We start from the raw sequence: 18,643 nt of genomic DNA, 5'->3' as shown, positions 1-18,643 counted from the left end.
GGTTACCCCAGCAGCGAAATGTCGGCGACGCCGAGGAACAAGCCGCGCAGGCGCGCCAGCAGCGCGTAACGGTTGGCCCGCACGTTGGTATCTTCGGCATTGACCATCACTGCTTCGAAGAACGCATCTACCGGCTCACGCAATGCTGCCAGGCGCGCCAGGGTTTCGCTGTACTGACGTGCCGCTGCCATTGGCTGGACCGCCTGGTCCGCCTGTTGGATCGCCGAGTACAGGGAGAACTCGTTGGCGTTGTCGAAGTACTTGGCTTCGACGGTGGCCGCGATGTTGCCTTCTGCCTTGCTCAGCAGGTTCGACACACGCTTGTTCACCGCCGCCAATGCCGCCGCTTCGGGCAGTTTGCGGAAGGCTTGCACCGCCTGTACGCGCTGGTCGAAATCCAGGGCCGAGCCCGGCTTCAGGGCACGCACCGACAGGTAGGTCGCGACATCGACGCCTTCGTCTTCATAACGCGCACGCAGGCGGTCGAAGATGAATTCCAGCACCGCATCGGCCAGGCCGGCGGCCTTGACCTTGCTGCCGAACGCGTTGACGGCGAAGGCCACCGCTTCGTTCAGGTCCAGGTCCAGTTGCTTGTCGATCAGGATCCGCAGCACGCCCAGGGCCGCGCGGCGCAGGGCATACGGGTCCTTGCTGCCGGTGGGCAGCATGCCGATGCCGAAGATGCCGACCAAGGTGTCGAGCTTGTCGGCAATCGCCACGGCCGCACCGGTCAAGGTGCTTGGCAGTTCAGCGCCGGCACCGCGAGGCATGTATTGCTCGTTCAGGGCCAGGGCCACGTCTTGTGGCTCGCCGTCGTTGAGGGCGTAGTAGTAGCCGGCGACGCCTTGCATCTCCGGGAACTCACCGACCATTTCGGTGGACAGGTCGCACTTGGACAGAATGCCGGCACGGGCCGCACGCTGGGCGTCGCCGCCGATGCGCGGGGCAATGAACGCCGCCAGCTTCGACACACGCTCGGCCTTGTCGTAGACGCTGCCGAGTTTTTCCTGGAAAACCACGCTCTGCAGGCGCTCGTTGAAGCTTTCCAGCGGCTGCTTCTTGTCTTGCTTGAAGAAGAACTCGGCGTCGGTCAGGCGCGGGCGAACGACTTTCTCGTTACCTGCGATGATCTGCTGCGGGTCCTTGCTCTCGATGTTGGCCACGGTGATGAAGCGCGGCAGCAATTTGCCGTCGGCGTCCAGCAAGCAGAAGTACTTCTGGTTGTCCTGCATGGTGGTGATCAAGGCTTCTTGCGGCACTTCAAGGAAACGCTCCTCGAACGAGCACACCAGCGGCACAGGCCATTCCACCAGGGCGGTCACTTCGTCGAGCAGGTCCGGCGGCACGATGGCGGTGCCTTCCTGACGGGTCGCCAGCTCTTCGGTGCGCTTGCTGATCAGCTCGCGGCGCTCGTTGGCGTCAGCCAGCACGTAGGCGGCCCGCAGGTCGGCCAGGTAGTTGGCCGGCGAGGTGATGCGCACGCTTTGCGGGTGATGGAAACGGTGACCACGGGAGTCGCGACCGGCCTTCTGGGCCAGGATCGTGCAATCGATGACCTGGTCACCGAGCAGCATCACCAGCCATTGGGTCGGACGCACGAACTCTTCCTTGCGCGCAGCCCAGCGCATGCGCTTGGGAATTGGCAAGTCGTTGAGGGAGTCTTCGACGATGGTCGGCAACAGGCTGGCGGTCGGCTTGCCCTTGATGCTCTGGCTGTAGCGCAGCTTTGGACCGCTCTGGTCGATTTCGCTCAGGTCTACGCCGCACTTCTTGGCGAAGCCCATGGCGGCCTGGGTCGGGTTGCCGTCGGCATCGAACGCGGCCTGGCGCGGCGGGCCATCGAGATTGATGCTGCGGTCCGGCTGCTGGGTCGCCAGGCCGGTGATCAGCACGGCCAGACGACGCGGCGCGGCGTAGACGTGCTTGGTTTCGAAATTCAGGCCGGCAGCTTGCAGGCCTTTGTCGATGCCGGCCAGGAACGCATCGGCCAGGGTATTCAGGGCTTTGGGTGGCAGTTCTTCAGTGCCCAGTTCAACCAGAAAATCTTGAGCACTCATTGTGCAGCCTCCAGCTTAGCCAACACTTCATCACGCAGATCCGGGGTCGCCATCGGGAAGCCCAGCTTGGCACGGGCCATCAGGTAGGCTTGCGCAACGGAACGCGCCAGGGTGCGCACACGCAGGATGTATTGCTGGCGCGCGGTCACGGAAATCGCCCGGCGTGCGTCCAGCAGGTTGAAGGTATGGGACGCCTTCAACACCATTTCATAGCTCGGCAACGGCAGAGGCTGATCCAGTTCGATCAGGCGCTTGGCCTCGCTCTCGTAGAAATCGAACAGTTCGAACAGCTTGTCGACATTGGCGTGCTCGAAGTTGTACGTCGACTGCTCCACTTCGTTCTGGTGGAACACGTCGCCGTAGGTCACTTTGCCGAACGGACCGTCGGCCCAGACCAGGTCGTAGACCGAGTCCACGCCTTGCAGGTACATGGCCAGGCGCTCCAGGCCGTAGGTGATCTCGCCGGTCACCGGGTAGCACTCGATGCCGCCCGCTTGCTGGAAGTAGGTGAACTGGGTCACTTCCATGCCGTTGAGCCAGACTTCCCAGCCCAGGCCCCAGGCGCCCAGGGTCGGCGATTCCCAGTTGTCTTCGACGAAGCGGATGTCATGCACCAGCGGGTCGAGGCCCACGTGCTTGAGGGAGCCCAGGTACAGTTCCTGGAAGTTTTCCGGGTTCGGCTTCAGGACTACCTGGAACTGGTAGTAATGCTGCAGGCGGTTCGGGTTTTCACCGTAGCGGCCGTCAGTCGGGCGGCGGCTGGGCTGGACATAGGCGGCGTTCCAGGTTTCCGGGCCAATGGCACGCAGAAACGTGGCAGTGTGGAAAGTGCCGGCGCCTACTTCCATATCGTAGGGCTGAAGTACCACGCAACCTTGCTCGGCCCAGTATTGCTGGAGGGCGAGGATCAAGTCTTGGAAGGTACGCACGGCTGGCGTAGGCTGGCTCACGAAATTCACCTGTTTCTTGGGCTGCGATTTAAAGAGCGGGAGTATACCCGATTCGTTCGTGCGCACGCCCCCTGGAGCCTTATGCCACGCTGCTTTTGGTGTTCTGACGATCCGCTGTACATGGCTTATCACGATCAGGAGTGGGGCACGCCGCTGCGCGATGCGCAGGGTTTGTTCGAGTTGCTTTTGCTCGAAGGGTTCCAGGCTGGCCTGTCCTGGATCACCGTACTGCGCAAGCGCGAGCATTACCGCAAGGTGATGTTCGGCTTTGACGTCCAGCGCCTGGCGCAGATGAGCGACGCGGAAATCGAGGACTTGATGCTCGACCCCGGCATCATCCGCAACCGCCTCAAACTCAAGGCCGCCCGCCGCAACGCCCAGGCCTGGATGGCGCTGGAAGACCCGGTGGCATTCCTCTGGTCGTTCGTCGGTAACAAGCCGCTGATCAACCATTTCAAGGACCGCAGCGAAGTGCCGGCTATTACTCCCGAAGCCCTGGCGATGAGCAAAGGCCTGAAAAAAGCCGGCTTCACCTTCGTCGGCCCGACCATTTGCTACGCCTTCATGCAGGCCTCGGGCATGGTCATGGACCATACCCAAGACTGCGACCGCTACGCCGAGCTGGCAAACGGCGGTTAGAATAGCCGGCTCGCGACACGCCCATGAATTCAGGAGTGACCTGTGGATAAGTTGAAAGGCGCCTTGCTGGTCGGCGCTCTGCGGTTGTTTGCGCTGCTGCCCTGGCGTGCGGTGCAATCGGTCGGTTCGGCCATTGGCTGGCTGATGTGGAAACTGCCGAACCGTTCCCGCGACGTGGTGCGGATCAACCTCGCCAAGTGTTTTCCCGAAATGGACCCCGCCGAGCGCGAGCGCCTGGTGGGCCAGAGCCTGAAGGACATCGGCAAGTCGCTGACCGAAAGCGCCTGCGCCTGGATCTGGCCGGCACAGCGCTCCATCGAACTGGTGCGGGAAGTCGAAGGTCTCGACGTGCTGAAAGACGCCCTGGCCTCCGGCAAAGGCGTGGTCGGCATCACCAGCCACTTGGGCAACTGGGAAGTGCTCAACCACTTCTATTGCAGCCAGTGCAAACCGATCATTTTCTACCGCCCGCCCAAGCTCAAGGCGGTGGATGAATTGCTGCAAAAGCAGCGCGTACAGCTGGGCAACAAAGTTGCGGCGTCCACCAAGGAAGGCATCCTCAGTGTCATCAAGGAAGTGCGCAAGGGCGGCCAGGTCGGCATCCCCGCCGACCCGGAACCGGCCGAATCCGCCGGCATCTTCGTGCCCTTCTTCGCCACCCAGGCCCTGACCAGCAAGTTCGTCCCGAACATGCTCGCCGGCGGCAAAGCGGTCGGCGTCTTCCTCCACGCCCTGCGTTTGCCGGATGGCTCTGGCTACAAGGTTATCCTCGAAGCCGCGCCAGACGCCATGTACAGCACCGACACCGAAACCGCCTGCGCGGCCATGAGCCAGGTAGTCGAACGCTACGTGCGCGCCTATCCCAGCCAGTACATGTGGAGCATGAAACGCTTCAAGAAGCGTCCGCCGGGCGAAGCGCGCTGGTATTGATCTGCTACCAACACCTCAGGCACACCGCTCCCCATTGTGGGAGCGAGCCTGCTCGCGATAGCGCCCTGACAACCACCACATAGCTAACTGACCCCAACCGCCTGACAGCTCCCCCCCAGCCAACCCGACTCTCCATGCACAATAAGGCTCAATAGCCTAACCTCCCCTATCCCCAACCAGCCAAGGAAGCGCCAATGGGCATTCGAGGTAACGACCGCCAGATCGATAACATTGAGTTCAACGTCAACGATATCAGCCGAAGCAAAGCCTTCTATGGAGGCGTATTCGGCTGGCGTTTCGTCGACTACGGCCCAACCTATACCGAGTTCAGCGATGGTCGCCTGACCGGCGGATTCACGACCGGTGAACCGGTGCGCCCAGGCGGCCCGTTGATCATCCTGTACGCCGATGACCTCCAAGCGACCCAACTCAGACTCAAGGCCGCAGGCGCCACCATTAGCCGTGACGTGTTCGCCTTTCCAGGCGGTCGACGCTTCCACTTCATCGATCCGGACGGTTATGAACTGGCGGTGTGGTCGGCCTCCTGACAGCTGGTTGTTCACTAAGAGGCGAAAATCCTCAATCGTGTCCATGATTAGTGCCTGCGGTATCCGAGCTGTCGTGTGGTTGTGTATCGAAATGCCTGAGAGATCATTTTGAATCCCCCGGATCATCATCCGTCCAAGAAATAATCCACAGCCCCCTAGTCCATTCATCAAGGAGTCACTTCCATGAAAATCGACTTCACCGGCCGTCACGTCCTGGTCACCGGTTCCACCAGCGGCATAGGCTTCGCCACAGCCAAAGGCTTCCTTGAGGCCGGCGCCCACGTGGTCATCAATGGTCGCAGCGACAGCAGCGTCGAGGACGCCTTGCAGCGCCTGGGCGACCTCGCCTCCAGAGCCACCGGCTTCGTCGGTGATCTCAGCAACGAGGCCGGCTGCCAGGCCTTGTTCGCCAAGCATCCGAGCTTCGACGTCGTCATCAACAATCTGGGCATTTTCAAGCTGGAAGACTTTTTCGAAACCCCGGACAGCGAATGGCAGCGTTTCTTCGAAACCAACGTGATGTCCGGCGTGCGGGTTTCCAGGGCCTATGCGCCGGGCATGGTCAAGCGCGGTTGGGGGCGGATTGTGTTTGTTTCGTCCGAATCGGGTGTGAACATTCCAGCCGACATGATCCACTACGGCTTCACCAAAACGGCACAGCTTTCCATTGCTCGCGGCTTGGCCAAGCGGCTTGCCGGCACGGGCGTTACGGTGAACTCAGTGCTGCCCGGACCGACGCTTTCCGAAGGGGTTGCCCAGATGCTTCAGGCGGATGTCGAGCGCACTGGGGAAAGTCTGGAGAAAGTGGGGGCGGATTTCGTCAAACAGCACCGTAGTACGTCGATCATTCAACGGGCGGCGCGGGTCGAGGAAGTTGCCAACATGATTATTTATGCCAGCTCGGAGCAGGCTTCGGCTACGACTGGTGCGGCGTTGCGCGTGGATGGCGGTGTGGTGGATAGCATCGTTTAGCAGGGCGTGCATTGTGGATACGTAGCTGATGGACGCAAACCTGTGGGAGCATAGCTTGCTCGCGATGGAGACAGGCCAGTCGACAACGGTGTTGCTGATCTACCGCTATCGCTAGCAAGCTATGCTCCTACAGGTTTTCCGCCGTTTGGTCTTTAACTGATCGGCAAAAGCGGTATCAATCGTTCAACAACCGCCCCCCATCCACGACAATCTCGCTCCCCATCGTCCACCGCGACTCATCCGAAGCCAGATACAACACTGCCTTGGCGACCTCTTCCGGCGTGCCAAACCGTCCCGCAGGGATGCTCTGGATGATGTCGGCGTTGAGCTGCTGGCGATAGGCGTCCGGAATACCCATCTTGTCATACAGTGGCGTATCCACCGGCCCTGGGCTAACGGCGTTGACGCGGATTCCGCGCTGCATCAGTTCGCTCGACAATGTTTTCGACAGGCTGAGGAAGGCAGCCTTGGTGGCGGCGTAAACCGAGGAGCGTGTCGAGCCTACGTGGGCGCTGATCGAGGTGTTCAACACCACCGAAGCGGGACTGGCGAACACGGGAAGAAGCGCCTGGATCAGGAAGTACGGTCCCTTGACGTTGATGTCGAAGGAGCGGTCGAACATTTCTTCCGACCAATCTTCAATCGGTTGCCAAACGGAAACACCGGCATTGAGGAAGACAGCGTCGACCTTTCCGTAATGCGTCTCTACGGCCTGGGCCAGTTCTTTCTGTGCGCGGACGCTGGCCGAGTCGGCGCGCAGCACCAGCACGTCGCTGCCGAACTCGGCTTTGGCGGCTGCGATAGAGTCGGGATTGACGCCGGTGACGATTACGCGGGCACCTTCGGCGAGGAACTGTTTGGCGGTTTCCAGTCCAATGCCGCTGGTACCGCCAGTGATGAGGGTGCGTTTATTGAGTAAGCGAGACATGAGTGAACTCCAGATCATGAGAGCGGGATGCGGGCGCTCATGATCCATCTATGCCGTTTAGTTGATAAGATCACGGCATTGCATATCTTTAATGCTGAATATGCATGAATTGGGGGCTTCAAGTGGATCGTTTTCTACTCATGACGTGTTTCAAACGCACCGTCGAGACGGGCAGTTTCTCGGCGGCGGCGCGGGACCTGGGCATGGGTCAACCCAACGTCAGCCGATACGTGGCCGCGCTGGAGGACCATCTGGGCACCCGATTGCTCCAGCGCACCACACGACGGCTGGTGCTGACGCCGGAAGGCGAACGCTACTACGCGGACGTCAGCCGGATCCTCGATGCCGTTGCGGAGTCGGAGTCGTCCTTGAGCGATGAGTCCGAGCCGACCGGACTGCTGCGCGTGGCCTGCCCGACCGCATTGGCTCATGCCTTCCTGATGCCGTACGTCCCCGCTTTTCTGGCGCGCTACCCCGGCTTGTCACTGGATTTGCAGCTCAGTGATCGTCTCGTGGATCTGGTGGAGGAAGGCGCCGAGCTGGCCATCCGCATCGGCCATCCGACCGACAGCGCACTGCGAGCCCGCCGGATTGGCCATTACACACGGGTCTATGTCGCGGCGATAGACTACCTGGAACGCCGTGGCATCCCGCAGACACCGGAAGACCTGCACAACCATGACTGCATCCTGTACTCGTTGTTGAGCACCGGAAATACCTGGCATTTCCGCGATACCGTCATCAACGTTTCGGGGCGATTCCGGGTCAACTCGCCCCAGGCCATACAAGAAGCTGTCATCGCCGGCCTCGGGATCGCCAGCGGGCCAAGGTGGTTGTACGAGGAAGGGCTGGAGAGCGGCCGGTTGCGTCAGGTACTTTGCGACTATGAAGCACCGCCGGTGCCGGTCCAGTTTCTCTATGTCGCCAATCGGTTGCTGCCCAAGCGGGCGATTGTGTTCATGGACTTTATTGCCGAAGCGTTTTCCAAGGTTCCTGGGCTTAACACTGGGCATGATCAACACTAGTTCGCAACGCTGCGGCCAATTCCACTGCTTCGGTTGAGCTATCGGCAGAGGGCAATTGCTCCATGTCTCAGTTTGGACTCAGCAGGATCTTCAAGCGTTTTTTGGCCTTATAACAGTCGTTAACCTCTAGGGCCTTCTGGTAATACTTCACGCGCTGCGCACGATTGCTATCACCCTGTAGCCGATAAATTTCCGCTTGATAATCGCGACTGCCGCCCCATTGCATGGCCAGACCTACAGGTTCGTCGGGCCAGCACTCAAGCCTCACGGCAGGTTGTGGAAAATATTTTTCATAGAAGGACATGCTGGCTTCTACGGCCTGCAGTGCTTCTTGGTACTCAGATGTGTCGGTGAATGCCGGGCACCAATATGAAATGTTAAGTGCCGGCGGAGCGAAGCCTTGGGCCAGGCTTCGTTCGAACAAGGGACAGGCCTTTTCCTTTATCACTTCGCTTGGATACAACACCGCATAGATCAGGCCAAGACGATATTGGGCCACCGGATGGTTCAGGGACGCTGCTTGTTCAAGCAGCGCCATCGCCGGCCTGAGCAGTGCTCCCGCTTCTGCCGCCAGGGCCAGGGAGCGTTCCTTCTCCTCTGCGCTTGCGGCAGGTGTGTCGGCTGTCACTGCCTCGAACTTGCTGTTCGCTTGCAGCAGATATGGGACGGCCTGTTGATAGAAGCTTTCACCCTGAGGGTCTATGTGCAACATGCTGGCCATACACAGTTGGGGTAACAGGCACGCCGCCATCGTGTAGCACCAATGGTTCAACGACATGGATTGGCCTTTTGCATTAACTAGTCACCCCTATATGACGCATAAACGAAGTCTTACCGGGCAACCGCAACCTGATTGCGCCCCAACGCCTTCGCCCGATACAGCGCCTTATCCGCATTATTCATCAAGCTATGAAGATCCTTGTGTCCAGCCTCTGTGAACGCTACTCCAAGGCTGGCGGTAATGCGGTGGACAGGCTCGATCATCAATTCGCCAATCGTTTGGATAAGCTCTTCTGCAATCTCGATGGCGGCGTCGAGGGAGGTGTCTGGAAGCAGAATCGCGAACTCCTCTCCCCCCAACCGGCCGTGGACATCGGTGGCCCGGAAGGATGAGCTGATGACCAGGCCCATCTGCCGCAACACCTGATCCCCAACCTGATGACCGTAGGTGTCGTTGATGTGCTTGAAGTGATCCATGTCCAGCATGAACACGCACAATCCCAGCCGGTTGGCTTCACATTCGTCATAAAGCTGTTGGGCATGCTCGAAGAAGGCGCGTCGGCTCATCAGTCCGGTCAGTTCATCGGTCTGGGCTGCGCGGGTGGAAACGCTATTGGCCTGCTCCATTTCACGGGTGAGGCGGAAGGCGGTTTCCAGTGCCTGGGACATTTTGTGGGTGGCGCGGGCAGCGAATACGGCGAATACGATGATCGAGAGGGCGATACCGAGTTGAATTCTGGTCGGTTGAAACAGTAGCCAGGCGGTGGACGGCAACAGAACCAGGCCGATGGAGAGCAATGTCATGTCGCGGTAGGCGGAGTAGCAGGACACCGCACTGACGGACATGCCGACGGTAAAGAGCATGACCAGCGCTTGCGACAGAAGATCGTCTGCCGGCATGACCACGAATGCGCCAACGCCCCAGATACTGGCGGATAGCACCAGGGTGATCCAGTACTTGCGCTCCCACCGTTGGGGCGTGCGCTGGCTTTCATCACTGCGGAAATAGGCCACGAACATCGAGATGCGTATCAGCGTCGATCCGGTCAGTATCGCCAGCCACCAAAGAACGAGGTCATGGTCGAAACGATCCCAACACAACCCACACAGCATGATAGCGGCGAGGTAACTCCCCAATACCGCTGAAACGGATTGGCGGAACAGTTGCTGCAGTCGGTCAGTTCGCACCTGCTCGGCTATGAAGAAATCCTGGTCACTTCGTGATCCTGAGCCATGCATGTGATCCACCTGATCGTGATGCAACTGAAAAAAAGCGATTGTGGCATCCTGCCAGCAACGCGAACAACTGATGAATTACACCCACGGCCTTGATTGAATCAAAACCCCGTGGCAAGGGAGCTTGCTCCCGCTGGGTTGCTAAGCGGCCCTGACCACCCCTACTGGCAACCTGCCAAAGAAAAACCCGACGCATGACGTCGGGTTTTTCGGTACAGGCTTTTCGCTTGTCCCATCGCTTCTTCTCAGCGATAGGTACCAGCTACCCTTGGCCGGATCACTCGACTTGCGACAGCTTGGCATCGTCGCAACCGGCGGCACGGCATTCGCGCTCGATGGCTTTGAGTATGACGATACGCGACTCGGTCTTCTCGTTGGCACAGTCCAGGTAGAGCAGGCCGTCGTTGGAACAGGCGTTGTCACGAATCTTGATCCACTCGATTTGAGCGGCTTTCACTTTTTTCTTTTGATCCGGGTTCAGGGCGCTCATCGTCTTCTTGTATTGATCATTGATGTCCTGATCCGACTGAACCATTTTCAGCGACGCGCAATAGGTTCTGTCATAGGCGTTTCTAGGGTTATCGCAACTCATCGCAAATGCCGATGCCGATGCCATTGTCAGCAATGCCCCAACCAACAAAGACTTGATCACTTTCTTCTCTCCCTGAATGCCCTCTATTGATTAGAGGTCGCGGCGGGGAATTTATCATGAGGGTTGTAAAACAATGAAGCGGATCCTATGACGAGGGGACAGGTCTTTATGGCGAGCAAAAAAAACGGGCCTGCATTTCCACGCAGCCCCGTTTTTCCATCACCCGACCCGATCAAAACGCCGGCAAAACCGCCCCTTTGTACTTCTCCAGAATGAAGGCTTTCACTTCTGGGGTGCGCAAGGCAGCGACCAGCTTCTTCATTGCCTCGCTGTCCTTGTCGTCGTCACGCGCCACCAGGATGTTCACGTAAGGCGAGTCGCTGCCTTCGATCACCAACGCATCCTTGGACGGGTCGAGCTTGGCTTCCAGTGCATAGTTGGTGTTGATCAACGCCAGATCTACCTGAGTCAGCACTCGCGGAATGGTCGCCGCTTCCAACTCACGGAATTTCAGATCCTTCGAGTTCTCGGTAATGTCCTTGGTCGTCGACAGGATGTTGTTCGAATCCTTCAGCTTGATCACTCCAGCCTTAGCCAGCAGCAACAGCGCACGGCCACCGTTGGTGGCGTCGTTAGGGATCACCACGTTGGCACCGCCCGGCAGTTCTTCCAGTTTTTTGTACTTGCTGGAATACGCGCCCAGGGGTTCCAGGTGCACACCGGCCACGCTCACCAGGTGGGTGCCCTTGGCCTTGTTGAATTCATCCAGGTACGGCTGGTGCTGGAAGAAGTTGGCGTCCAGGCGTTTTTCGGCGACCTGTACGTTCGGCTGGATGTAGTCGGTGAAGACTTTGACCTTGAGGTCTACGCCTTCCTTGGCCAGTGCCGGTTTGACGAATTCGAGGATTTCCGCGTGGGGCACCGGCGTGGCCGCGACGGTCAGGGTGTCGGCGGCGTGGGCGGAAAAAGCTGCAGCGGCAGCGAAGGCAACCAGTAGTTTCTTCATTCAGCTAACTCCTTTAGAGGCGCCCGCTCTCGGCGCCTGCCAGCGAATGGCTGGCTCATGGTTTATGGGCGCGAGGCCTTATTTTCGAGAGAAATGCACAACCAGCTTGTCGCCCACGGTTTGCAGCACCTGGACCAGCACCAACAGCAACACCACCGTGACCACCATTACATCGGTCTGGAAGCGCTGGTAACCGAAACGGATCGCCAGGTCGCCCAAGCCACCGGCGCCAACGACGCCGGCCATGGCCGTGTAGGACACCAGCGTAATCGCTGTCACAGTTATCGCGGCAAAGATGCCCGGACGGGCCTCCGGCAGCAAGGCATTGACGATGATCTGGCGGGTCGTCGCGCCCATGGCCTGGGTCGCTTCGATGATGCCGCGGTCCACTTCGCGCAAGGCAGTTTCCACCAGGCGAGCGAAGAACGGCGTCGCGCCGACCACCAATGGCGGAATCGCCCCGGCTACACCCAGCGAGGTGCCGGTGATCAATACCGTGAACGGGATCATTACGATCAACAGGATGATGAACGGCAGCGAGCGCAGGATGTTGACGATCAGCGACAGCAACGCATAAACGCCCCGGGCTTCGAGCAACTGGCGCGGGCTGCACAGGAACAGCAGCACCCCCAGCGGCAGGCCGAGCAGTACAGTAAACAGCAGCGAACCGAACAGCATCAGGAAGGTGTCGCCGGTGGCCAGCCAGATTTCCAGCCAGTCGATGTTTGCAAAAAATTCCATCAGCGCAGCACCTCCATGTGGACATCGGCCGCGGTGAAGCGGGCGAACGCCGCCTCCATGTCACCGCCGGTAATGGCGAGGGTCAGTTGCCCGTAGGGGGTTTCTTTGATGCGGTCGATACGACCGGCCAGGATGCTGTAGTCCACACCGGTTTCCCGGGCGACGGTTCCGAGCAGCGGCGCGTAGGTCGCGTCGCCCTGGAACGTCAGACGCACGATGCGCCCCGGTACGTGGGCGAAGTCGTCGCGCTGTTCGCTTTCGTCGATCTGCTCGTCTTCCTGGACGAAACGCTTGGTGGTCGCGTGCTTGGGGTGCAGGAACACCTCGGCCACCGGGCCTTGCTCGACGATCACACCGGCGTCCATGACCGCCACTTCGTCGCAGACCCGGCGGATCACGTCCATTTCATGGGTGATCAGCACGATGGTCAGTTTCAGCTCGCGGTTGATCTCTGCCAGCAGTTGCAGCACCGACGCGGTGGTTTGCGGGTCGAGGGCGCTGGTGGCTTCGTCGCACAGCAAAATCTTGGGTTTGGTCGCCAGGGCGCGGGCGATGCCGACGCGCTGCTTCTGGCCGCCGGACAGCTGCGCCGGGTATTTGCGGGCATGGTCGGACAAACCGACACGGGCCAGCAACTCGGCGACGCGCTGGTCGATTTCGTTGCGGGACAATTCACCGGCCAGTGTCAGGGGCAGCGCCACGTTGTCGGCCACGGTCTTGGAAGCCAACAGGTTGAAATGCTGGAAAATCATCCCGACCTGCTGACGGAAACGTCGCAAGCCATTGGCATCCAGGGCGGTGATTTCCTCGCCATCGACGATGATCTTGCCGCCGCTGGCATCTTCCAGGCGATTGATCAGGCGCAGCAGGGTACTTTTTCCCGCCCCGGAATGACCAATCAGGCCGAAGACCTGACCGTTTTCAATCGTCAGGCTGGTCGGGTGCAGCGCGGGGATGTCCCTACCGGCGACGCGGTAGGTTTTATGGACGTTTTGAAACTCGATCACGTAGCGAACCTTGTGGGGCGCGTTGGAAAAGGGATCAGCGGTTAGCCGGGCGCGCATTTTAGCCTGTCCGTATAGAGGTTCTTAGCATTTATTTGCAATCGAACCAGTCATTTGGCAATAACGCGATCAGCGGGCATAAAAAAGGAACACAGCGAAGCGGTACAGGTCACTCATTAGACCACTCAAGCATCCCGGCCCTGCAGGGATAGAAAGAGGAGTTACGCCTGATGAGTATCGACAAACCCGCGCTCAACAAGAGCCAACTGGCCGGGACAGACACCCTGGACCGCAGCAATACCAACGCCAAGCTCGAGAGCCTGGAGCCATTTCGCGCCGATGCCACCGAGCAGGCGTTGCGCACCAATCAGGGCGTGAAAATCGCCGATAACCAGAACACCCTCCGCGCCGGGGCCCGCGGGCCTTCGCTGCTGGAAGACTTCATCATGCGTGAAAAAATCACGCATTTTGACCATGAACGTATCCCTGAGCGCATCGTTCACGCCCGTGGTACAGGCGCTCATGGTTACTTTCAGTGCTACGAGGCGCATTCAGCGCTAACCAAGGCCGGTTTCCTACAGGACCCGGAGAAGAAAACTCCGGTGTTCGTACGCTTTTCCACCGTTCAAGGGCCACGAGGTTCCGGCGATACCGTGCGGGACGTGCGGGGCTTTGCGGTGAAATTCTTTACCGACGAGGGCAACTTCGACCTGGTGGGCAACAACATGCCCGTGTTCTTTATCCAGGACGCGGTGAAGTTCCCGGATTTTGTCCATGCGGTGAAACCCGAACCCCACAATGAAATTCCCACCGGCGGATCCGCCCATGACACGTTCTGGGATTTTGTCTCGCTCGTGCCTGAATCGGCTCATATGGTGATCTGGGCGATGTCCGACCGGGCCATTCCGAAGAGCCTGCGCAGCATGCAGGGTTTCGGCGTGCACACTTTCCGCATGATCAATGCCGAGGGCCGCAGCAGCTTCGTCAAATTCCACTGGCGGCCCAAGGTCGGCACGTGTTCATTGGTGTGGGACGAGGCCCAGAAACTGGCAGGTAAAGATACCGACTACCACCGTCGCGATCTCTGGGAGGCGATCGAGATGGGGGACTACCCGGAATGGGAACTTGGCGTACAGATCATTGCCGAGGAAGACGAACACAAGTTCGACTTCGATCTGCTCGACCCTACCAAGCTGATTCCTGAAGAACTGGTGCCCATCACCCCCTTGGGCAGGATGGTACTGAATCGCAACCCGGATAATTTCTTCGCCGAGGTCGAGCAAATCGCGTTCTGCCCCGGGCACATCGTGCCGGGTATCGACTTTACCAACGACCCGCTGCTGCAAGGCCGGCTCTTTTCATACACCGATACGCAAATCAGCCGACTCGGCGGGCCGAACTTTCATGAGCTGCCGATCAACCGGGCGATTACCCCGGTACACAACGGCCAGCGCGACGCCATGCACCGCAGCACCATCGACAAGGGACGGACCTCCTACGAGCCCAACTCCATCGACGGTGGCTGGCCGAAGGAAACCCCGCCCGGCCCACAGGACGGTGGCTTCGAGAGCTATCCGGAACGCATCGACGCCTACAAGATCCGTCAGCGCAGCGAGTCCTTCAGCGACCATTTCTCGCAAGCGCGGCTGTTCTACCGAAGCATGAGCCCCCATGAGCAGGAGCACATCATCGCCGCCTACAGCTTTGAGCTGGGCAAGGTGGAGCGCGAGTTCATCCGGGCACGGCAGGTCAATGAGATCCTCGCCAACATCGACCTTGAGCTGGCGGCGCGGGTCGCGAAGAACCTGGGGTTGCCAGCGCCGACTGCCGGCACCGTGGACGTACCGACGCCTTCGCTGGAGAAATCCCCGGCATTGAGCCAGGCGAACTTACTGTCGGGCGATATCAAAACCCGCAAAGTCGCGGTGCTGGTGGCGAACGGGGTGGATGGGGCGATTATCGATGCGCTCAAACAGGCCCTGAAGGCCGAGGGCGCTCACGCCAAAGTGCTTGGCCCGACTTCGGCGCCGGTGACCACGGCCGATGGACAGTCGCTGGCGGTGGATGCGTCCATGGAAGGCTTGCCGTCGATTGCCTTCGATGCGGTGTTCGTACCGGGCGGCGCAGAGTCGATCAAGGCCCTGAGTCGGGACGGCGTGGCGTTGCATTACGTACTGGAAGCTTACAAGCATCTGAAGGCCATTGGGCTTCATGGTGAGGCTCGGCAGTTGCTGGTGGAGTTGAAGCTGGAGGTGGATGCAGGGTTGATTGAGGATGCTGAAGCGGGCGGTTTTTCGCGGTTTTTTGCGGCGATTGCGCAGCATCGAGTCTGGGCACGGGAGCCCAAGGCCAAGGCGGTTCCGGCTTGATGAAGGGCGACCGCTAGGACGCCATCGCGAGCAGGCTCGCTCCCACAGTGGATGGTCGGTGTGAATACAGATTTCGTATCCGCCACCAACCCCCTGTGGGAGCGAGCCCGCTCGCGATGCTTTTAAGATTTACGGGGTGTCAGCACCACCTGCGCCGGTACGCTACGCAAAATCTGTTTGCGCAGTTTCAGTTCAAATCCGGGATCGAGCTTCTTAACCCGCTTGGTCAGCAAGTTAGCCAACCAAGGGTAATCATCGGTACGCGGCACCTGAATGCTGACGTCACACTGGTAAGCCACTACATCAGCGGCAATTGCGTCGAGTTGACGACGCATCTGCTGAATATCGCCGATATTCAATGCAACCGTGGTGCTCTCTGCGCTGGGGTCGATCAGCTTGGCGACCGGTTTGGTTTCGGCGGCCTTGAGGTCGGCTTCGGCTTTTTCCAGCTCGGCCTTGCGGGCTTCGGCAATGGCACTGTTGACCTCGCCGGTCAAGGCTGGCGCCTTTGGCATCAGTGCACGGGCGCGGCTCAAGGCTGTTGCGGCGGCGTTTACGTCACCCTTTTGCAGATCGATCTGGCTGCGGCGCAAATACGCCTCGGCCAGTTGCCGTTGATACGGCTCCAGGGCCGGGTCTTCAGGCTTCTGGGCCTGCAACGCTGCCAATTGATCGTCAGCGGTGGACAGCTCGTTGCTGGCCAGGCTTTGTTCCAGCTGCGCGATGGCCGGGCCCCGGGTATCGGGAGCCTCAGTGACGGGCGGCGAACTCTTGCAAGCGCCCAGCAGCAGTGAAAATGCGACAAGGAGCAGATAACGGGAGGCGAACGGCTTCATTCCTGCGACTCTCTATTTGCGCAAAAAGCGAGCAAGTCTACACCCCTCGGCGAGGCAGGACAAAACTCAGCAGAAACAATGCGGCCGCGCTGACCACGATTGACGGTCCGGCCGGGGTGTCCTTGAACCACGATAACGCCAGTCCGCCACACACTGCGAGCATGCCCAGCAGGCTTGCGCCCAGGGCCATCTGCTCCGGCGAACGGGCGTGACGTTGTGCCGCAGCGGCCGGGATGATCAACAATGAAGTAATCAGCAATACACCGACAATCTTCATCGCCACGGCAATGACCACCGCAATCAGCAGCATCAGCGCCAGCCGCAGTCCAACCACGGGCAAGCCTTCGACTCGCGCCAGTTCCTCATGCACGGTGACGGCCAGCAAAGGGCGCCAGAGTGCAACCAGCAATAGCAGGACCGCCGCGCTGCCGCCCAGGATCCACGACAGATCCATTGGGCTGATCGCCAGCAGGTCGCCGAAGAGGTAGGCCATCAGGTCGATCCGCACATCGTGCATGAAGCTCAGCACTACCAGCCCGAGGGACAGGGTGCTGGGAGCCAGGATCCCCAGCAGCGTATCGGATGCCAACGGTTGGCGCTGTTGCAGAGTCACCAGCACCACTGCCAGCAACAGGCAGCCGACGCTCACTGCAACCGTGGGACTGATGTCCAGCAAGAATCCCAGGGCCACGCCGAGCAAGGCCGCGTGGGACAGGGTGTCGCCGAAATAGGCCATGCGCCGCCAGACCACGAACGAGCCCAGGGGGCCGGCCACCAGCGCGAGGGCCAGGCCTGCAAGCAGGGCGTACAACAGAAAATCAGCCATGCTTGCAGCCATCTCCATGAACGTGGGGGGTAACCGGGGCGCCGATGACCACCGAACCGTGCAGGTCGTGGGCGTGGTCATGGTGGTGGTGATAGATCGCCAGACTAGAGGCATTCTTGCCGAACAGCTCGACGAACGCCGGGTCTCCGCTGACCTGCTCGGGATGCCCGGAACAGCAGACGTGACGGTTGAGGCAGACCACTTGGTCGGTGGTGCTCATCACCAAATGAAGGTCGTGGGACACCATCAACACGCCGCAGCCGTGGCGGTCGCGCAAGCGTGTAATCAGGCTGTACAGCTCGGCCTGGCCGGCTACATCGACGCCTTGCACCGGCTCGTCGAGCACCAGCAGTTCGGGTTCACGCAGCAGGGCGCGGGCCAGGAGCACACGCTGCATTTCACCGCCGGAAATGCTTTGTACCGGGCTGTCGATTACGTGCTCGGCGCCGACTTCGTCGAGCGCCGCCAGGGCCCGCGTGCGATCGACCCCTGGCACCAGGCGCAGGAAGCGCAGCACCGACAGCGGCAACGTCGGGTCCACGTGCAGCTTTTGCGGCATGTAGCCAACCCGCAGCTTCGGTTTGCGCCAGACGCTGCCGCTGTCCGGCTTGAGCAAACCCAGCACGGCGCGCACCAGAGTGGTCTTGCCGGCACCGTTGGGGCCGATCAGGGTGACGATCTGCCCAGGCTCGACGCTCAGGTGGATGTTGTCCAACACATTCTGTCCGGCAAAGGTCACGGCCACCTGTTCGAGACGGATCAACGGGTTGCTCATCAGGCCCCCTGGCAACCGGAGCAGAGACCGACCACTTCGACGGTCTGGGTGTCGACCACGAAGCCGACCTCCTTGGCGCTGGCAACGATGGCATCACTGATGGACTTCTGTTCCAGCTCGATGGCGGCGTGGCACTCTCGGCAGATCAGGAACTGGCCTTGGTGAGCGTGCTCCGGATGGTTGCAGCCGACGAAGGCGTTCAACGAGGAGATGCGATGCACCAAGCCATTTTCCAACAGGAAATCCAGTGCGCGATAAACCGTGGGCGGCGCGGCACGACGGCCGTCCTGCTCGCTGAGCACGGCCAGGATGTCGTAGGCGCCCAATGGTTTGTGGCTTTGCCAGACCAGTTCCAGCACACGACGACGCAAGGCGGTCAGGCGCAACCCTTGGCGCGCGCAGATGGCGTCGGCCTCGGACAGCGCGCTGTGCACGCAGTGAGAGTGATCATGGGGGCGACTGGCGAGGGGTGTGATAGGCATGGGCAGC

Annotated in this window: 19 protein-coding genes; 6 read left to right on the top strand and 13 right to left on the bottom strand. The window is 60.1% G+C overall.

Features of this window, described 5'->3' with window-relative positions:
* Positions 1 to 2: 2 nt before the first annotated feature.
* Both glyS and glyQ read right to left on the bottom strand, forming a co-directional pair.
* Entirely contained in the window at positions 3 to 2,057 is a 2,055-nt protein-coding gene (gene glyS / locus LCU97_RS20425) for a glycine--tRNA ligase subunit beta (RefSeq protein ID WP_232777597.1), read from the bottom strand.
* Positions 2,054 to 3,007 (bottom strand): glycine--tRNA ligase subunit alpha, encoded by a 954-nt coding sequence (glyQ, locus tag LCU97_RS20420; protein ID WP_053149703.1) that lies wholly within the window; start codon positions 3,005 to 3,007, stop codon positions 2,054 to 2,056. The genes glyS and glyQ overlap by 4 nt, the downstream gene beginning before the upstream one ends.
* An 81-nt stretch (positions 3,008 to 3,088) precedes the next feature.
* On the opposite strand from glyQ, the gene tag reads away from it, so the two are divergent.
* From tag to LCU97_RS20400, 4 genes are all read left to right on the top strand, one after another.
* The gene (tag, locus tag LCU97_RS20415; RefSeq protein ID WP_053149281.1) at positions 3,089 to 3,646 is read left to right on the top strand and encodes a DNA-3-methyladenine glycosylase I; all 558 of its coding nucleotides are present in this window, start codon (positions 3,089 to 3,091) and stop codon (positions 3,644 to 3,646) included.
* A gap of 42 nt (positions 3,647 to 3,688) precedes the next feature.
* Positions 3,689 to 4,576, top strand: coding sequence for a lysophospholipid acyltransferase (locus tag LCU97_RS20410; RefSeq protein WP_053149284.1), 888 nt, complete (start codon positions 3,689 to 3,691; stop codon positions 4,574 to 4,576).
* A gap of 194 nt (positions 4,577 to 4,770) precedes the next feature.
* Positions 4,771 to 5,124, top strand: a complete 354-nt coding sequence (locus tag LCU97_RS20405; RefSeq protein WP_232777596.1) for a VOC family protein — start codon at positions 4,771 to 4,773, stop codon at positions 5,122 to 5,124.
* Between the two features lie 183 nt (positions 5,125 to 5,307).
* On the top strand, positions 5,308 to 6,096 hold the full coding sequence (locus tag LCU97_RS20400) for an SDR family NAD(P)-dependent oxidoreductase (RefSeq protein ID WP_232777595.1): 789 nt from the start codon (positions 5,308 to 5,310) through the stop codon (positions 6,094 to 6,096).
* A gap of 175 nt (positions 6,097 to 6,271) precedes the next feature.
* Here the strand turns inward: LCU97_RS20400 and LCU97_RS20395 are convergent, their stop codons facing one another.
* On the bottom strand, positions 6,272 to 7,024 hold the full coding sequence (locus LCU97_RS20395; protein ID WP_232777594.1) for an SDR family oxidoreductase: 753 nt from the start codon (positions 7,022 to 7,024) through the stop codon (positions 6,272 to 6,274).
* Between the two features lie 122 nt (positions 7,025 to 7,146).
* Here LCU97_RS20395 and LCU97_RS20390 point away from each other — a divergent pair, with 122 nt between their 5' ends.
* A complete protein-coding gene (locus LCU97_RS20390) occupies positions 7,147 to 8,049 on the top strand; it encodes a LysR family transcriptional regulator (RefSeq protein ID WP_232777593.1) in 903 nt (300 codons plus the stop codon).
* Between the two features lie 67 nt (positions 8,050 to 8,116).
* On the opposite strand, the gene LCU97_RS20385 is transcribed toward LCU97_RS20390, so the two are convergent.
* From LCU97_RS20385 to LCU97_RS20360, 6 genes are all read right to left on the bottom strand, one after another.
* Complete coding sequence (locus LCU97_RS20385; protein WP_232777592.1) at positions 8,117 to 8,827, bottom strand: SEL1-like repeat protein; 711 nt, start codon at positions 8,825 to 8,827, stop codon at positions 8,117 to 8,119.
* A 53-nt stretch (positions 8,828 to 8,880) separates the two neighbouring features.
* Positions 8,881 to 10,008 carry a GGDEF domain-containing protein gene (locus tag LCU97_RS20380; protein ID WP_053149298.1) on the bottom strand — a complete coding sequence of 376 codons (1,128 nt, stop codon included), beginning with the start codon at positions 10,006 to 10,008 and terminating at the stop codon, positions 8,881 to 8,883.
* 274 nt (positions 10,009 to 10,282) lie between these two features.
* Positions 10,283 to 10,657, bottom strand: coding sequence for a lysozyme inhibitor LprI family protein (locus LCU97_RS20375; RefSeq protein WP_082339682.1), 375 nt, complete (start codon positions 10,655 to 10,657; stop codon positions 10,283 to 10,285).
* 172 nt (positions 10,658 to 10,829) lie between these two features.
* On the bottom strand, positions 10,830 to 11,603 hold the full coding sequence (locus LCU97_RS20370) for a MetQ/NlpA family ABC transporter substrate-binding protein (RefSeq protein WP_053149301.1): 774 nt from the start codon (positions 11,601 to 11,603) through the stop codon (positions 10,830 to 10,832).
* Between the two features lie 78 nt (positions 11,604 to 11,681).
* Complete coding sequence (locus tag LCU97_RS20365; RefSeq protein WP_053149304.1) at positions 11,682 to 12,344, bottom strand: methionine ABC transporter permease; 663 nt, start codon at positions 12,342 to 12,344, stop codon at positions 11,682 to 11,684.
* Positions 12,344 to 13,351, bottom strand: a complete 1,008-nt coding sequence (locus LCU97_RS20360) for a methionine ABC transporter ATP-binding protein (RefSeq protein ID WP_232777644.1) — start codon at positions 13,349 to 13,351, stop codon at positions 12,344 to 12,346. The genes LCU97_RS20365 and LCU97_RS20360 overlap by 1 nt, the downstream gene beginning before the upstream one ends.
* A 227-nt stretch (positions 13,352 to 13,578) precedes the next feature.
* Here LCU97_RS20360 and katE point away from each other — a divergent pair, with 227 nt between their 5' ends.
* Entirely contained in the window at positions 13,579 to 15,717 is a 2,139-nt protein-coding gene (gene katE / locus LCU97_RS20355; RefSeq protein WP_232777591.1) for a catalase HPII, read from the top strand.
* Between the two features lie 122 nt (positions 15,718 to 15,839).
* Here katE and LCU97_RS20350 read toward each other — a convergent pair whose 3' ends face one another.
* From LCU97_RS20350 to zur, 4 genes are read right to left on the bottom strand one after another with little or no spacing between them, the layout of a single operon-like run.
* Entirely contained in the window at positions 15,840 to 16,553 is a 714-nt protein-coding gene (locus LCU97_RS20350) for a PA5502 family lipoprotein (protein WP_232777590.1), read from the bottom strand.
* Positions 16,554 to 16,590: 37 nt separating this feature from the next.
* Complete coding sequence (gene znuB / locus LCU97_RS20345; RefSeq protein ID WP_053149313.1) at positions 16,591 to 17,379, bottom strand: zinc ABC transporter permease subunit ZnuB; 789 nt, start codon at positions 17,377 to 17,379, stop codon at positions 16,591 to 16,593.
* Positions 17,372 to 18,154 carry a zinc ABC transporter ATP-binding protein ZnuC gene (gene znuC, locus LCU97_RS20340; protein WP_053149316.1) on the bottom strand — a complete coding sequence of 261 codons (783 nt, stop codon included), beginning with the start codon at positions 18,152 to 18,154 and terminating at the stop codon, positions 17,372 to 17,374. The genes znuB and znuC overlap by 8 nt, the downstream gene beginning before the upstream one ends.
* Entirely contained in the window at positions 18,154 to 18,636 is a 483-nt protein-coding gene (zur, locus tag LCU97_RS20335; protein WP_039593466.1) for a zinc uptake transcriptional repressor Zur, read from the bottom strand. The genes znuC and zur overlap by 1 nt, the downstream gene beginning before the upstream one ends.
* Positions 18,637 to 18,643: the final 7 nt, after the last annotated feature.

It is taken from the genome of Pseudomonas uvaldensis, from assembly GCF_021271205.1.
Taxonomy (GTDB): Bacteria; Pseudomonadota; Gammaproteobacteria; order Pseudomonadales; family Pseudomonadaceae; genus Aquipseudomonas; species Aquipseudomonas uvaldensis.
The sequence above is the reverse complement of the archived record's forward strand: the minus strand, read 5'-3'. Positions and strand labels throughout refer to the sequence as shown.

Bases quoted from the DNA above. Each gene is read 5' to 3' on its own strand.
- glyS (WP_232777597.1), bottom strand. From the start codon at position 2,057: ATGAGTGCTCAAGATTTTCTGGTTGAACTGGGCACTGAAGAACTGCCA.
- LCU97_RS20380 (WP_053149298.1), bottom strand. From the start codon at position 10,008: ATGCATGGCTCAGGATCACGAAGTGACCAGGATTTCTTCATAGCCGAG.
- LCU97_RS20350 (WP_232777590.1), bottom strand. From the start codon at position 16,553: ATGAAGCCGTTCGCCTCCCGTTATCTGCTCCTTGTCGCATTTTCACTG.
- LCU97_RS20400 (WP_232777595.1), top strand. From the start codon at position 5,308: ATGAAAATCGACTTCACCGGCCGTCACGTCCTGGTCACCGGTTCCACC.
- znuC (WP_053149316.1), bottom strand. From the start codon at position 18,154: ATGAGCAACCCGTTGATCCGTCTCGAACAGGTGGCCGTGACCTTTGCC.
- zur (WP_039593466.1), bottom strand. From the start codon at position 18,636: ATGCCTATCACACCCCTCGCCAGTCGCCCCCATGATCACTCTCACTGC.
- tag (WP_053149281.1), top strand. From the start codon at position 3,089: ATGCCACGCTGCTTTTGGTGTTCTGACGATCCGCTGTACATGGCTTAT.
- LCU97_RS20365 (WP_053149304.1), bottom strand. From the start codon at position 12,344: ATGGAATTTTTTGCAAACATCGACTGGCTGGAAATCTGGCTGGCCACC.
- LCU97_RS20370 (WP_053149301.1), bottom strand. From the start codon at position 11,603: ATGAAGAAACTACTGGTTGCCTTCGCTGCCGCTGCAGCTTTTTCCGCC.
- LCU97_RS20395 (WP_232777594.1), bottom strand. From the start codon at position 7,024: ATGTCTCGCTTACTCAATAAACGCACCCTCATCACTGGCGGTACCAGC.
- znuB (WP_053149313.1), bottom strand. From the start codon at position 17,379: ATGGCTGATTTTCTGTTGTACGCCCTGCTTGCAGGCCTGGCCCTCGCG.
- katE (WP_232777591.1), top strand. From the start codon at position 13,579: ATGAGTATCGACAAACCCGCGCTCAACAAGAGCCAACTGGCCGGGACA.
- LCU97_RS20405 (WP_232777596.1), top strand. From the start codon at position 4,771: ATGGGCATTCGAGGTAACGACCGCCAGATCGATAACATTGAGTTCAAC.
- LCU97_RS20385 (WP_232777592.1), bottom strand. From the start codon at position 8,827: ATGTCGTTGAACCATTGGTGCTACACGATGGCGGCGTGCCTGTTACCC.